The following is a 12,608-nucleotide window of genomic DNA, read 5'->3' on the forward strand; positions in this document are numbered from 1 at the left end:
TAGCGACGCCTGCGCCCGGCGCGAAGCGTCAATTGGTCTGGCTTGCCGGCGGCCGGTATTCCGGAAACCGACTGAGCATCGCTGCCTTCAGGAATTTGAAGTGGGCGATCGAGGCGCTGAGCTCCTTGAGCCTGCGCTGGCCGTTCAGGATTTCCTTGTCGAACAGATCCTGATGGTGATTGTCCAGCGCCTCGCGCTCGAGATATTCGTCATTGCCGTTGCCGATGGTCACAGCCGCGCGCGCCAGCACGTCCTCCACCCGGCGGTTCAGCCCCGATTGCTCGCGCTCCGCCGCATGCAGCGCATCCTCGATTGCAACCATGATGGCTTCGATGCGCGTGCGATCAGTGTCGGCGTCGCGCTCGGGCGAGCGGGCACGGAATGTCTGCTCTCCGCCGAAGCGGTCTTTCAGGAAATTGTGAGTGCGGGCCCGCAAGAAGAGCTGAAACATGCGTGCACTTTCCGGTTCGAGGCGCCAGAACGGAAAATGGGCCCTGGATGGTTAACAAAGTTTAAAGGCTGCCGGACGTTGTACTCCGACGCGGCCCTGCGAACCGGCGTTCAGATCGTCGCCTTGAGGGCATCCAGCTCGCGATCGAGCGCCTGCTGCCAGCTCGGCGGCGTAATGCCGAACCGCTCGCGCAGCCGCGTGAGATCTAGGCGAGAGTTGGAGGGCCGCTTCGCCTTGACCGGAAATTCGTCGGAACGGATCGGAACGATTTCCTTCACGGCGAATTTGGCGCCCCTCGATCGCAGCCCGGCAACGATCGCAGTCGCAAAGCCGTACCAGCTGGTCTCGCCCGCGCAGACCAGATTGACGACGCCGCTTCGCTGCTCGAACGCCTTGCGAAGATCGTCGCCGCTCCGCGGCAGCATTGCAACCACCGCTTGCGAAATCGTATCGGCTGTCGTCGGCGCGCCGATCTGGTCGCCGACGATCCGCAACTGCTCGCGCTCTCCGGCAAGGCGCACGATTGTCTTGAGAAAATTCGCGCCGGTGGCAGCGTACACCCAGGACGTGCGCGCGATCACATGCAAAGCACCCGCCTCGGCAATGGCCTGGTCGCCGGCGAGCTTGCTCTGGCCGTACACCGAGAGAGGCGCCGGCGTGCTGTCCTCGCGCCACGGACGATCGCCGGAGCCGTCGAAGACATAGTCCGTCGAAAAGTGCACCAGCGGCACGCCGCGGGGCGCCGCCCACTTGGCGATTGCCCTGGGAGATTCCGCGTTGATCCGAAACGCGAGCTCTCGCTCGTCTTCCGCACGGTCGACGGCGGTATAAGCGGCGGGATTGACGATCAGATCCGGCTTGATCGAATCCAGCTTGCCGGCAAGCTCGTCCGGCCGCGACAGGTCGAACTCTTCCAGCGCCGGTGCAACGATATCGGCTCGTCCCTGAAGCAGCGGAAGCAGCGCACCGCCCACCTGCCCCGCAGTGCCCGTCAGAAGGATCTTCATGTCAGATCTCCCCGTAACGCGGAAGATTCTTCACATCCGCGAGCAAGGGCGCATCGGCATCCTTGGGCGAAAGCGAGGGATCTCCGACGCCCCAGTCGATGCCAATCGCCGGATCGTTCCATCGAACCGAGATCTCATCCTTCGGGCTGTAGAGCGCGTCGCATTTGTAGAAGAAATCGGCCGTCTCGGAGAGAACGGCAAAACCATGGGCGAAGCCGCGAGGGACCCACAATTGCCGCCGATTCTCCTCATTCAGCTCGACCGCAACATGACGCCCAAAATTTGGGCTACCGACGCGGACGTCGACTGCAACATCCAGGACCCGGCCGCGGAGCGCCGTGACCAGCTTGCCCTGCGCGCCCGGATTTTGTAGGTGCAGCCCCCGCAACACTCCATGACGCGAGCGTGACAGGTTGTCCTGAACGAACGGCTGCGCAACCCCGCTCTGCGCGTAGCGCTCGAATTGGTAGGTCTCCAAGAAAAAGCCGCGTTGATCGCCGAATAGCTTCGGCTCGATGATCAAAACTTCGGGCAGATCTGTCTTGATTACGTTCATTCCAGCGCCTTCAGCTCCGCACATACAACAATCTTGTGCAGCGCACACTATCTGATATTTTCAAATTGGTAAACCAGAGGGACCTAATGAAGGGAATTATACTCGCCGGCGGAACAGGCTCGCGCCTTTTTCCCGTCACGACAGTGGTATCGAAGCAGCTGCTTCCGGTTTTCGACAAGCCGATGATCTACTATCCGCTGTCGACGCTCATGCTCGCTGGCATTCGCGACATTCTCATCATCTCGACGCCGCAGGACAAGCCGTTGTTCCAGCGCTTGCTCGGTGATGGATCGGAGATCGGCGTCAACTTCTCTTACGCCACGCAGGACACCCCGCGCGGTCTTGCCGACGCCTTCATCGTCGGCCGCGAATTCGTGGGATCGGATTCAGTCGCCCTGGTTCTCGGCGACAATATCTTCTACGGCCACGGACTTCCGGAGATGCTGGCCAGGGCGGCAACACGCAAGAGCGGTGCCACGGTCTTCGGCTACGTCGTCAACTCACCCGAGCAATACGGCGTGGTCGAGCTCGATAGTGACGGACGTGCGCGCTCGATCGAAGAGAAGCCCAAGCAGCCGAAGTCGAATGTGGCCGTCACCGGCCTCTATTTCTACGACAACAGCGTGGTCGACATCGCTGCGGGGATCAAGCCTTCGGCGCGGGGCGAGATCGAGATCACCGACGTCAACAATGCCTACCTCGCGCGCGGCGACCTGTTCGTCGAAGTGCTCGGGCGCGGGTTTGCCTGGCTCGACACCGGCACGCACGCCTCGCTGGTCGAAGCCAGCCACTTCGTTCAGATACTGGAACAGCGCCAGGGCTTGCGCATCGCCTGCCCCGAGGAAATCGCCTTGCGGCGCGGTTACATTTCTCTCGAAGCCTTCAAGAAAGTTGCAGAGAAGACCGCCAAGAGCAGCTACGGCGAGTATCTGCAATCGGTTGCCCGCTCCTTCGCCGCTCAAGACTGAGGCAGATCACACATGCGTTTCGAAGGCTCCACGATTTTCGTCACGGGCGGTGCTGGTTTCATCGGCTCTGCAGTCGTCCGTCATCTCCTCCGCGACACGCACGCGCGAGTCGTCAACATCGACAAGCTGACTTATGCGGCGAACCTCGAGTCGATCCCTGACGCCGAGGCAAACCCCCGCTATGCATTCGAGCAGCAATGCATTTGCGAGGCAGCCTCGCTTCGCAAGCTGTTCGAGAAGTACCAGCCCGTCGCAGTGATGAACCTGGCGGCCGAGAGCCATGTAGATCGTTCGATCGACGGCCCTGGCGAATTCATCCAGACCAACATCGTCGGCACCTTCACACTGCTGCAGGAGGCGCTGCGATACTGGAGGGCCCTGAGCCCGGATCGCCGCTCGCAATTCCGCTTTCTCCACATCTCCACCGACGAGGTGTTCGGGTCGCTCGGCAAGGACGGTTACTTCACCGAGACCACGTCCTATTCACCGAACTCGCCCTACTCGGCGAGCAAGGCATCCTCCGACCATCTGGTTCGCGCCTGGCGCGAGACCTACGACCTTCCGACGATGGTGACGAACTGCTCGAACAATTACGGGCCGTATCACTTCCCCGAGAAGCTGATTCCCCACATCATCATCAAGGGGCTCGCCGGCGAGCCCCTGCCGGTCTACGGCGACGGACAGAACATCCGCGACTGGCTCTACGTCGAGGACCACGCCAAGGCGCTCACGCTCGTGCTCGAGCGCGGTGCGATCGGCGAGACGTACAATGTCGGCGGTCGAAACGAGCGTACCAATTTGCACGTCGTCGAAAGCATTTGCGATATGCTGGACGAAATGTCGCCGCGCACGGCAGACCCCCGGCGCGGCCTCATTTCGTTCGTCGCCGACCGCCCCGGTCACGATCGCCGCTACGCGATCGATGCTTCGAAGCTCGAGCGCGAGCTCGGATGGCGCGCTGACGAGAATTTCGAAAGCGGCCTTGCCAAGACGGTTCGCTGGTTCTTCGACAACCGCATCTGGTGGCAAGCCATTCTCGATCGCGGCTATCAGCAGAAGCGGATCGGCCTCGGCTAGCTAGCGGGTCGACCACCCCTTCGTGGCAGCTGCCGTCGCGCAGGAGGTGACGGCAGGCTGACCGCGTCGATCCGCAGGAGGGACTGACACGAGGATGCACGAATCCTACTTCGTCTGGATTCGCGGCCTGGATGGTCGTCCGAGGCCACAGATCTGGGACGCGGACCAGTTTTCCGGCCCTGAATGGAAGTTCAGGCACGTCATGGCGCGGCATGCCCTGGACGCAAGAGTGCGTGGGATGGGGCTGGACCGCCTCGCGAAGCTTTTTCCCGCGCCGCCTTTCCCGGACGATTTGGCCTGAGATTCTGGCGCGTGAGACTAGAGATAAGGTTGATCGACCCGGCTCTGCGCCATCCAGACCTTCCATGCGTCTTCATGCTTGGCGTACAGCTCCAGCCAGCGCTGCTCGCCGGGAGCAGGCTGAGAGCTCCGCTCGATCCAGCTGGCTCCGGTTCGGCCGCCATCCGGCTCGCGGTCGAGCCGCTCGAACTCATAGGTCTCCTCGGGCGTCAGACCGATCAGAACACGCCTGCCGACCGCATCGACAAAATATCGCCGCGGCGCATTGTTGTTCCTGACGCTCGTCATGGCGCACCTCTTTCGCGATCCATGGGCCGTTCAGACCAACAGGACACCACCCGCAAGTCCGAACGACCAAGGGCAAATTGCCGGACCATCCGTGTCGGATTCCCAAACTCAGTCACGCACGCAAGGACCATCAGGTGCCTGCAAGAACCGTGCGCAACTTGATGAGGGCATGCGAAGGGAACAGCATCGGGCACGGCCTGACCGGCCTCGTATGGTTACCTTCGCGCGGTATGATTTCGGCTGAATCCACTCAGAACGCACGGCGCGCCCTGGCTAACGACACGTGCTGGCGCTCCCAGGCCGCATGGACCGGTCGCTGCTCCCCGTGCGCCCGCCGCGCGCGCGTCGCGTAGCCGATGCAGAAGCCAACGAAGATCGAAATCAGAATCGAAACCCAACTCATTTGAAGGTCTCTCTATTTGGCGCGCGTCAGTCGCCTCCATTCGCCTAGCGAACATTCTCATCTTCGAGTTGTGTCGAGATCGTGATCATGGCCGCTGATTTTGTCGTCACAGGCAGGAATTTTTGGGCAGCAGCGTGCTTGCTTCCTGGCCGTTTGCATCAACCAACCAGCCAGAAGAAGAATTTGACTGACAGCAGAATGATAAAATAGGCCCAGCCCGCCATTGCGATCAGCGCAATGCCGAGAAAGGCACCTTCGAATGCCCGCTCTCTCATCTTCGCCAGAGGCTTTGCGGATAGCGTTTTTTGAAGCATACCGTTCTTCTTTTTTATTCGTATCGCTCGCACGATCATAGCCCAACGAATTCGACGATCTCGTGACGGACGCAGACGAGAATCGGTTGATGTGCACGCGGACTCCTGCACGACATCGATCTTCAACGAATTTTGAATCGATGCGGCGCCCAGCATCGGGGTGACGGAACAATTTTTCCGATGGGCGCCTGAGCGGGATTTGAACGACTCAACAGTTTGCAGCTTTTACGCGAGATCGTCCGATCGCATCCGAAAAGTTTCACAAGCGGCCTTGCGGGAGGGCAGACCGGTTCTGCGGCAACCGGACGTCGTGGCGGGGCGTAGGGGCGGATGGCTGCTGCCGTCGCCGATCGGCGCGAGATCAGAAAAACCCCGGAGTTGTACGGAGCGCCCGGCGCCGATTTCCTCGCGGTAAGGTTGAGAGGTTAGCTTAATCCCCGTTGTTTGTTGCGAAGTCTCACCGATCGCATATCCATTTTCGCACCGGGCTTCCCCAAGAGCCCGGCCCCACCCAAGCAAGGCCGTCGAGCGACATGGGTCCGCTTGGCGGCTTTGTCGTTATGTCGATGTAAGAGGATCATTTCGGTTATGGCGCGGAAGCCCTGGTCGTTCAAGGAAGACCGCCGGCTCATGGAGCTGGCCAAATCTTCGACGTCGTTGGAGGAGGCAGCGAGGCAGCTCGGGCGATCGCCCGACGCAATCAAGCGCATGGCCTTGCGCCTCGGCCTGGCGCTCAAGTCAAAGGCCGCCAAGAAGAGCTAGCGGGCGTACGCCGCGAGCGACACTTCGTGGATACGGGCCATTGCCGTCGGCACCAGCCGAATGCAAGTCGCAAAACGACGCATTCCAGACGCTTCGGCGCTCTCGATCTCTCCGTGCGCGGGTGTTAGACTCTCCGATTGAACATCGACTTTTTGTCGCCGAGGCAATTGCTCGAAGCCTCGGTATCGGATCGATAGTCTGATGGAGGATTGCACCATGTTGTCCCGCACACTCGCCGTAGTTTTGCTCCTGGCTCTGCCTTCCGTGGCGTCGGCGCAAGTTCCCGTGGGGTTCGGATTCCCGAAGGGGGCACCCTGGTGTGCGTTTGGCTTCGATTGTCGATTCCTGAATTTCCACGAATGTGCGGACCGGATCTATGATCCCGCGCGCAACTGCCTCAAGAACCCATACTTCGCGGCCCGCTACCCGACCGATGTCGACAAGGGCTGGTCCTACAATCGGCGTTGAACGCCGCGCCCTACCGGCGCCGATCGCTTACCCACGAGCGGAACTCCAGGGCCGCCTCGGCATTGTTCCCTAAAGGAATGCGGAAGGCGGAGCCGATCATGGCAAACTCTTTCCTAATTGTGATGTCGATTTGGTTCGGCGTTAATATCCTGTTCGTGGCGTGGCGATTGTGGGTGACCAGGCCGGATAGCTGGAAAATGGGCACCGGTGCTCGCCATCTCAGTCCCGTCAGCGTGAAATCGCATTTGCGCCGCCACGCCTGACGCGGCCGACACCACCCGTCGCGGCGGAGACCTTCGGGTGCTGAACCGACGGTCACGCAACCGCATGCGATCGCCTTAAACCCTATCTTAGCGCCTCCGCGGTTAGAGTTCTGGTCATTCTCTCTGAACCTCTGCGGCCCGGATGAAAGCAGCATGGCCGAAACTCTCACTGGCGGTGCCCGTGCTTGCGGGCATGGTTGCGTTCGCGCTCGCCGGTCACATCGCGGCGACGCGGTTCATCCGGGATCAGCAGGCACGCCAGCTCGACGAGCTGACCGAAGTCGTGCTGCGCCGGTCCGAATTCGCTGTCGACTTCGCGACCGCGAGCCTTGACGAGCTGGCCGGCCGCGGGCTCGCCACATGCGATCCCGCATCGCTCCAGGCGATCCGCCTCCACGTCTACCAACGCTCCGCCGTGAAGGACGTCCGCCTCGTCAATTCCGACGGCTCGGTGATCTGCTCGGCCTATTCGGAGACGCTCGAATTCGACAAGGGCTGGGTCGATCGGGCCGACATGCTTGCGTCGCGCGATTCGAAGCTGATGCTGTTTCGTGTCGAGCAGTTCGGCGGCGACGCGCTCGGCGTGCTCAGGGACATAGGCGACAACAAGGCACTGGTTGCCATTCTCGGCATCAATTCCAGCCTGTTCGACATCATGCCGGCCGAGCTGCGCGCCCACAGCGAGGTTCTGCTTGCGCTCAGGAACGGTGCACAGCTCGGCGAGTTCGCGCTCGAAGCCGGCAAGACGCTGCCGCATCCGATTGATTTTGAGAAAAGCTCAGCGCGCTATCCGTTGCGCGCGGTCATCCGCATTGACAGATCGGTACTGTCGACATGGAACAGCGAGGCCTACTGGCCGGCAATGGCGGCCGCGCTCGTGCTCGGCGCACTGTTCGGCATGCTGCTGTCGCGGGCGCAGCGCTTGGAGGGGCCCGTCGCCGATCTCGATCGTGCACTGGCGCGGGGTGAATTCAAGCCTTACTTCCAACCGATCTTCGATCTCCGCACCGGCGAGATCAGGGGCTGCGAGATCCTGGCGCGCTGGCTGCGCGAAGACGGCACGGTGGTGCCGCCGATGAACTTCATCCCGCTGGCGGAATCCAGCGGACGGATCGAGGCCATGACCTGGCAGCTGCTAGGCCGCGCGCTGGCCGACCTCCAGCCGCAGCTCAAAGCCGACAAGGATTTCAAGCTCTCGTTCAATGTCGTGCCCAGGCACATGCTCGGCGCAGGCTTCATCGAAACGCTCCGCAGCACCGTCACGGCGGCACGCGTGTCCGCGCGGCAGATCGTGATCGAGGTGACCGAGCGCGACGAGCTCGACGATCTCGCGCGCGCCGCGGCCGTTGTGCGTGAGTTGCGCGACTACGGCTTTCGCGTGGCCATCGACGACGTCGGAGTCGGCCATAGCGGGCTGTCGCGGCTGAAGGGTCTCGGCGCCAACACGATCAAGATCGACAAGTTCTTCGTCGACACTATCACGGTCGACGCCTCGACCACGACGATCGTGGAGATGCTGGTGACGCTCGCAAGGGATTTCCACATGACCGTGGTTGCGGAAGGCGTCGAAACCGAGGAGCAGGTCCGCGCGCTGATCTCGTGCGGTGTCGAGGAGGGTCAGGGCTATCTCGTCGCCGCGCCCCTGCCCCTTGCGAAATTCAGCGAACTGATGGCGTCGCGGCGTGCGGCGACCGCAGTCGCGGCTCCAGCCGGCGACACTGCACTGGTGGCCTGACCGGGCCGGCTGGCCCGAATTCGAACAATTGTCATCCGAACATGTCCCGGTGCGAACCACCAGTCGTGCACACACAATCGACCACATACGCCCCTTAACGATATTCTCCGCTTTCGAGAGCGGCACACCGGTCGACCGGCTATGATGCTGCAATGCGCCGAAATCATCTCATCGCAGCTGCGGCCATCTGCCTTGCGCTGATCGTCTATGCCACGCTGGCTACGCTTGCGGGCAGACCGGTGCTGATGGGCCATGCCGAGGCCTATTGGGTCGTGGTCATCGAGCGCTTCAGCGCCTACAGCCTGCTGGGCTTCCTGCTGTCCTTCCTGCTGCCGGGACGCTTCAGGCTGGCTTGCGCATTCGTGATCGCCGTCGCCGTCGGGCTCGAGATGTTGCAGGCGATGGTGCCCGACCGCGATCCGCGGTTCATCGACGTGCTGCAAAAGGCAGCCGGCGGCATCCTCGGCGTCAGCCTGGCCCAGACCATTCTGGCTTTTCTGCCCAGACCGCCGTCCTGACGCGAGCGGCGTCGACCCACATCGCGAGCGCGATGCGCAGCTTGGTCCGGCAGATTATTTTGCCATCTGCCCGCGCAGCTCACCGCCTGGATTGGCCGCGGTATGGATGTTCGCATACCATTTGCCGGCCAAGAGATCGGCAGCCTGCGTCTCGGTGAGGGTTGCGGTGCCGTGGATCGGGCTTTGCGTTAACTTGAACGGCAGCGCGATGCCGGCATTCTTGCCGGATTCGCTCGGTCCATGGAAATGCGCGCCGAGCGCGGGACCGGTCAGATCCGCATAGGTGACCGTGTAGGTCAGGATCTTGGTATCGGTGTCGAAAGCCGCCTCGGCCTTGCCGGAGCCGGAGCTCGTGTTAGGCGGCACTTCGTTGCTGCCCCTGAGTTCCGCCTGCAGTTTGATCACTTCGGCACGGACCGCCGTCGCAAGAAGAGACGGGAGCGCAAAACCCAACGCACCCGCCAGGCACACGGCTCTCATCATGGTAACCTCCCAGCCCGGATCTCATTGGTTTCGACCTGCTCCGGTGTGAAACACCAGAGGTCGCGCCAAATTCCGGCTGGGTGATTATGCCTGATTCGAACGGAGCCGACTGCGGCCGGAAGCGGCGGACTTACGCCACGCCGCGCCTGAAGCTCTGCTGACCGGAGGTGAAACCGCCCGACATCTGCCGGTGGGTTTCGCGCAGCGCCGTGATCGCGTCATCGACGCCGAATTCGCCCTCGCGAATGGTTTCGAAGAACCGGGTCGTCAAGGCGAAGTCCAGCTTGACGCGGGTGTTTCCATCGCGGCTCTTGCGGCGATCGAGCGACAGATGCAGCGCCAGCACCCTGGCCTCGGCGGCACTGCAGCCGCTGAGCGTCGCGAGTTCGTCATAAGTCATCCAGATCTGAGGCATATCCCTGTCCGCCTTTTGTTATAGGCCTCAACCTAGATTTCACATCTAAAAGCACTCTTGCCGCGGTGCGGTCTTCAGGCGCTTTCGCGGCAACAGCGTCAACGCAAAGCTAAGGCGCAGGACACATCAGGACGCGGGAGGCCTGGAGGGCGTAAACGGCGGCCGCGGCCGCGACCGGCTGTCCAGCCCCTTGGGCAGCTTGTCGGGATTGAGCTTGACGACCGCGCATCTGGCGTCGGCTGCAAGCGCTTCTTCCTGGCTGTAGATCAGCGTGCACTCGAACCTGACCTCCGGCGCCTCTCGCGCCGTGCCCGAGCACGTCGCCATCGCGCCGCTGCAGAGGCCGGTCAGATTGACCTCGACCTCATCAGGACCAAACACGCTCGGATTGCCTTCGGTATGGCGCTTCACTGCCAAGACAGCCGTGAAGCGTTGCTGATCGACCTGATAGGAGCCGCCATAGGTGAAGAAGCTGTCGCAGCCCGAGATCCGCCCCTCGATCAATTCGACAAGGCCTGTGCCCTGGCCACGCGGGGTTCTAAACCAGGCAGCGTATTTGCCGTCTCTCAGCATGAAAAACATCCGTCGTAAAATTCAAACGTATTTGCGACGAACTCTGGGGCGCGACAATGACTGATGCGGCGCGTATTCCGGCACGGTTAATGCCTTGCAAAACCAATTCGTCAAATTTCCGGTGCCGCATGCGCGACGCCGGCTGCAAACTCAAAACAATTCGATGCCGTCATCCGCAGGCACGACCGCCTCGACCCGGCGGGCCGCGGCGCTCGACGACAGCCCGAGGGCTTGCAAAAATTCCCGGTGGACGTCGCGCTCCCGCTCCATCGTGTAGCGCGCGAACAGATCGTCGAGCAGCGCCTCGTCCTGCGGACGCGGCCGATGCGCGCCTGCGCTTGCCGTCTCCAGGCGCGCAGCGACGGCGGGCAACGTCGCAGAAGACTCGCCGAGCGAGCTCATCAGGCCTTGCGCCGAATTCATCAGGCCCTCGAATTCGGCACCTTCGTCGACGAGCCGGCTCATAAGCTTGCCGAGCTGCTCGTTACCGGCCTCGACTTCGCGCAGCGCCCGGAGGATCTGCGGCTCCAGATTGGTGAGCTGCGTGGGATCGCCCTGGACGCGAAGCTCCTTCAACTCATTGGCGGAGCGCTCGATGCCGTCGAGCACGGGCCGCAAGCGGCCGGCGCCGGCCGAGACCTGATCGGCGGTCTTCTTGGCTCGTTCGCGATGACGACGAAAGCGCTGCCGCGGCTGGCGAGATGGCTCGCCTTGAGGCCCGCATTCATGCCGATCAGGGTGATGTCGACCGTGGCTTCCGCCAGCCCCGCAATGGCCTGACGGAATTTTGCCAGCGTATCCTCGACGACCGCGAGCGCCTGGTCGACCGAGCGTCCGGCGCTCTCGCAAGTGCCGATCAGGGTCGAGGCGTGAGCCAGCGTCTGCTTGATGCGGGTCAGGAACGAGGCGGAAGAACCGTTCTCGCTACCGAACAGCGTGCGGCCGTGACCGACGACGCCACTTGCATCGTTCAGGATCGCCGACAGCGCGCGGATGATCTGGCCGATGTCGCCGCCGAACTCGCGCTGCGCGTCCCCCTGAGCTGGGCCGCCGCCGGGCAAGCTGCGACGCCGTTGCCGAAACCAGAGGCCACCGTCGCACATATAGGCGCGGCCGGGAGCCATCCGGACCTGGACCGCGGGCGAAGCCACCCCGGCCGTCTGCCGTCGCGCCATCGCGTCTAGAGTCACGGTTTGCCGCGGCGCCGTTTTCTGCCATCACCGGTTTGAACCTGTTCCTGCCAGGGTGCACCAATACCAAGAGTGATTCTGATCACACTTGCTTGGGCGATCCCCTGCTAGGCTCCCGCTGGCACGTGGATCACTCGGGTACCTTGTTCGAACTGGATGAAAAAGTCATGAGAAGCCTGATCGGCGCGATCGCCGGCGTGTTTTGCCTCGCGGCTCCCGCCATTGCCGAGACGCCCGCCGCCATCGTCGAGGACGTGCAGGGCAAGGTCGACGGCATCGAATTCATGGACTACGTGGCGCCCGGCAAGATCATCAAGCTCGGCCCCAAGGCTGGCATCACGCTCAGCTATCTGAAATCCTGCCTGCGCGAGACCATCACCGAGGGCGTCGTGCTGGTCGGCGCGGAGCAAAGCACCGTGCAACTCGGCAACGTCCAGCGCGTCAAGGTGCCCTGCGACGCCAACGCCGCGCAGCTCTCCGAGCGCGAGGCGAACCAGAGCGCGGCAACCACGTTCCGCACCATGCGATCCGATGCCAACAGTGCGCCGGCCAAGCTGCCGACGATCTACGGCACAGCGCCACTGATTCAGGCCAAGAGCGGCAGCACGCTGGTGATCGAACGCACCGACGGCAAGGAGCCCACGATCAGCCTCCCGCTCAAGAACGACATCATGATCGCCGGAAAATTCTATGACCTCTCGAAAGCCGGCAAGTCGCTGACGCCGGGCGGCAGCTACCTCGCGAAGCTCGGCACCAAGCGCTACACCTTCCAGGTCGACGCCAGCGCGACCTCGTCGCCGACGCCGATCGTCGGCCGTCTGCTTCGGCTCGAATAGC

General features: G+C 62.5%; 17 protein-coding genes. 7 read left to right on the plus strand and 10 right to left on the minus strand.

The genetic code is table 11. The features are described from left to right. Positions 1-28: 28 nt before the first annotated feature. The 3 genes from ABID58_RS22220 to rfbC all read right to left on the minus strand — a co-directional run bounded on the left by ABID58_RS22220 (position 29) and on the right by rfbC (position 2,014). Entirely contained in the window at positions 29-451 is a 423-nt protein-coding gene (locus ABID58_RS22220; RefSeq protein WP_234681973.1) for a hypothetical protein, read from the minus strand. Between the two features lie 110 nt (positions 452-561). Then, positions 562-1,458 carry a dTDP-4-dehydrorhamnose reductase gene (gene rfbD, locus ABID58_RS22225; protein WP_354034649.1) on the minus strand — a complete coding sequence of 299 codons (897 nt, stop codon included), beginning with the start codon at positions 1,456-1,458 and terminating at the stop codon, positions 562-564. A 1-nt stretch (position 1,459) separates the two neighbouring features. After that, positions 1,460-2,014, minus strand: coding sequence for a dTDP-4-dehydrorhamnose 3,5-epimerase (gene rfbC, locus ABID58_RS22230; protein ID WP_354034854.1), 555 nt, complete (start codon positions 2,012-2,014; stop codon positions 1,460-1,462). A gap of 86 nt (positions 2,015-2,100) precedes the next feature. On the opposite strand from rfbC, the gene rfbA reads away from it, so the two are divergent. Then, positions 2,101-2,982: a glucose-1-phosphate thymidylyltransferase RfbA gene (gene rfbA, locus ABID58_RS22235; protein ID WP_354034651.1), complete on the plus strand. Its 882-nt coding sequence runs from the start codon at positions 2,101-2,103 to the stop codon at positions 2,980-2,982. Positions 2,983-2,994: 12 nt separating this feature from the next. Further along, the gene (gene rfbB, locus ABID58_RS22240) at positions 2,995-4,059 is read left to right on the plus strand and encodes a dTDP-glucose 4,6-dehydratase (RefSeq protein ID WP_354034653.1); all 1,065 of its coding nucleotides are present in this window, start codon (positions 2,995-2,997) and stop codon (positions 4,057-4,059) included. A 318-nt stretch (positions 4,060-4,377) separates the two neighbouring features. On the opposite strand, the gene ABID58_RS22245 is transcribed toward rfbB, so the two are convergent. Further along, positions 4,378-4,647: a hypothetical protein gene (locus ABID58_RS22245; RefSeq protein WP_354034655.1), complete on the minus strand. Its 270-nt coding sequence runs from the start codon at positions 4,645-4,647 to the stop codon at positions 4,378-4,380. A 561-nt stretch (positions 4,648-5,208) separates the two neighbouring features. Further along, positions 5,209-5,520, minus strand: a complete 312-nt coding sequence (locus tag ABID58_RS22250) for a hypothetical protein (RefSeq protein ID WP_354034656.1) — start codon at positions 5,518-5,520, stop codon at positions 5,209-5,211. Between the two features lie 432 nt (positions 5,521-5,952). Here ABID58_RS22250 and ABID58_RS22255 point away from each other — a divergent pair, with 432 nt between their 5' ends. From ABID58_RS22255 to ABID58_RS22270, 4 genes are all read left to right on the plus strand, one after another. Then, positions 5,953-6,126, plus strand: coding sequence for a hypothetical protein (locus ABID58_RS22255; RefSeq protein ID WP_354034658.1), 174 nt, complete (start codon positions 5,953-5,955; stop codon positions 6,124-6,126). Between the two features lie 566 nt (positions 6,127-6,692). Beyond that, entirely contained in the window at positions 6,693-6,857 is a 165-nt protein-coding gene (locus ABID58_RS22260) for a hypothetical protein (RefSeq protein WP_354034659.1), read from the plus strand. Positions 6,858-6,999: 142 nt separating this feature from the next. Next, positions 7,000-8,592, plus strand: coding sequence for an EAL domain-containing protein (locus ABID58_RS22265; RefSeq protein WP_354034660.1), 1,593 nt, complete (start codon positions 7,000-7,002; stop codon positions 8,590-8,592). Positions 8,593-8,744: 152 nt separating this feature from the next. After that, positions 8,745-9,110, plus strand: a complete 366-nt coding sequence (locus ABID58_RS22270; protein WP_354034662.1) for a VanZ family protein — start codon at positions 8,745-8,747, stop codon at positions 9,108-9,110. Between the two features lie 54 nt (positions 9,111-9,164). Here ABID58_RS22270 and ABID58_RS22275 read toward each other — a convergent pair whose 3' ends face one another. From ABID58_RS22275 to ABID58_RS22295, 5 genes are all read right to left on the minus strand, one after another. After that, positions 9,165-9,593: a CHRD domain-containing protein gene (locus ABID58_RS22275; RefSeq protein WP_354034664.1), complete on the minus strand. Its 429-nt coding sequence runs from the start codon at positions 9,591-9,593 to the stop codon at positions 9,165-9,167. Between the two features lie 130 nt (positions 9,594-9,723). Beyond that, positions 9,724-10,008 (minus strand): hypothetical protein, encoded by a 285-nt coding sequence (locus ABID58_RS22280; protein ID WP_354034665.1) that lies wholly within the window; start codon positions 10,006-10,008, stop codon positions 9,724-9,726. A 126-nt stretch (positions 10,009-10,134) separates the two neighbouring features. Further along, the gene (locus ABID58_RS22285) at positions 10,135-10,581 is read right to left on the minus strand and encodes a hypothetical protein (protein ID WP_354034667.1); all 447 of its coding nucleotides are present in this window, start codon (positions 10,579-10,581) and stop codon (positions 10,135-10,137) included. Between the two features lie 150 nt (positions 10,582-10,731). Beyond that, entirely contained in the window at positions 10,732-11,199 is a 468-nt protein-coding gene (locus ABID58_RS22290) for a hypothetical protein (RefSeq protein ID WP_354034668.1), read from the minus strand. Continuing rightward, complete coding sequence (locus ABID58_RS22295) at positions 11,154-11,771, minus strand: hypothetical protein (protein WP_354034669.1); 618 nt, start codon at positions 11,769-11,771, stop codon at positions 11,154-11,156. The genes ABID58_RS22290 and ABID58_RS22295 overlap by 46 nt, the downstream gene beginning before the upstream one ends. Before the next feature lie 167 nt (positions 11,772-11,938). Between ABID58_RS22295 and ABID58_RS22300 the strand changes: the two genes are divergently transcribed. Next, on the plus strand, positions 11,939-12,607 hold the full coding sequence (locus ABID58_RS22300; protein ID WP_354034670.1) for a hypothetical protein: 669 nt from the start codon (positions 11,939-11,941) through the stop codon (positions 12,605-12,607). Position 12,608: the final 1 nt, after the last annotated feature.

Source organism: Bradyrhizobium sp. S3.2.6 (assembly GCF_040546885.1).
Lineage (GTDB): Bacteria > Pseudomonadota > Alphaproteobacteria > Rhizobiales > Xanthobacteraceae > Bradyrhizobium > Bradyrhizobium cytisi.

Excerpts from the sequence above, each read along its gene's own strand:
- ABID58_RS22245 (WP_354034655.1), bottom strand. The coding sequence starts at position 4,647 with ATGACGAGCGTCAGGAACAACAATGCGCCGCGGCGATATTTTGTCGAT.
- ABID58_RS22285 (WP_354034667.1), bottom strand. The coding sequence starts at position 10,581 with ATGCTGAGAGACGGCAAATACGCTGCCTGGTTTAGAACCCCGCGTGGC.
- ABID58_RS22275 (WP_354034664.1), bottom strand. The coding sequence starts at position 9,593 with ATGATGAGAGCCGTGTGCCTGGCGGGTGCGTTGGGTTTTGCGCTCCCG.
- rfbA (WP_354034651.1), top strand. The coding sequence starts at position 2,101 with ATGAAGGGAATTATACTCGCCGGCGGAACAGGCTCGCGCCTTTTTCCC.
- ABID58_RS22280 (WP_354034665.1), bottom strand. The coding sequence starts at position 10,008 with ATGCCTCAGATCTGGATGACTTATGACGAACTCGCGACGCTCAGCGGC.
- ABID58_RS22270 (WP_354034662.1), top strand. The coding sequence starts at position 8,745 with ATGCGCCGAAATCATCTCATCGCAGCTGCGGCCATCTGCCTTGCGCTG.
- rfbD (WP_354034649.1), bottom strand. The coding sequence starts at position 1,458 with ATGAAGATCCTTCTGACGGGCACTGCGGGGCAGGTGGGCGGTGCGCTG.
- ABID58_RS22255 (WP_354034658.1), top strand. The coding sequence starts at position 5,953 with ATGGCGCGGAAGCCCTGGTCGTTCAAGGAAGACCGCCGGCTCATGGAG.
- ABID58_RS22220 (WP_234681973.1), bottom strand. The coding sequence starts at position 451 with ATGTTTCAGCTCTTCTTGCGGGCCCGCACTCACAATTTCCTGAAAGAC.
- ABID58_RS22300 (WP_354034670.1), top strand. The coding sequence starts at position 11,939 with ATGAGAAGCCTGATCGGCGCGATCGCCGGCGTGTTTTGCCTCGCGGCT.
- rfbC (WP_354034854.1), bottom strand. The coding sequence starts at position 2,014 with ATGAACGTAATCAAGACAGATCTGCCCGAAGTTTTGATCATCGAGCCG.
- rfbB (WP_354034653.1), top strand. The coding sequence starts at position 2,995 with ATGCGTTTCGAAGGCTCCACGATTTTCGTCACGGGCGGTGCTGGTTTC.
- ABID58_RS22265 (WP_354034660.1), top strand. The coding sequence starts at position 7,000 with ATGAAAGCAGCATGGCCGAAACTCTCACTGGCGGTGCCCGTGCTTGCG.
- ABID58_RS22250 (WP_354034656.1), bottom strand. The coding sequence starts at position 5,520 with ATGCTGGGCGCCGCATCGATTCAAAATTCGTTGAAGATCGATGTCGTG.
- ABID58_RS22260 (WP_354034659.1), top strand. The coding sequence starts at position 6,693 with ATGGCAAACTCTTTCCTAATTGTGATGTCGATTTGGTTCGGCGTTAAT.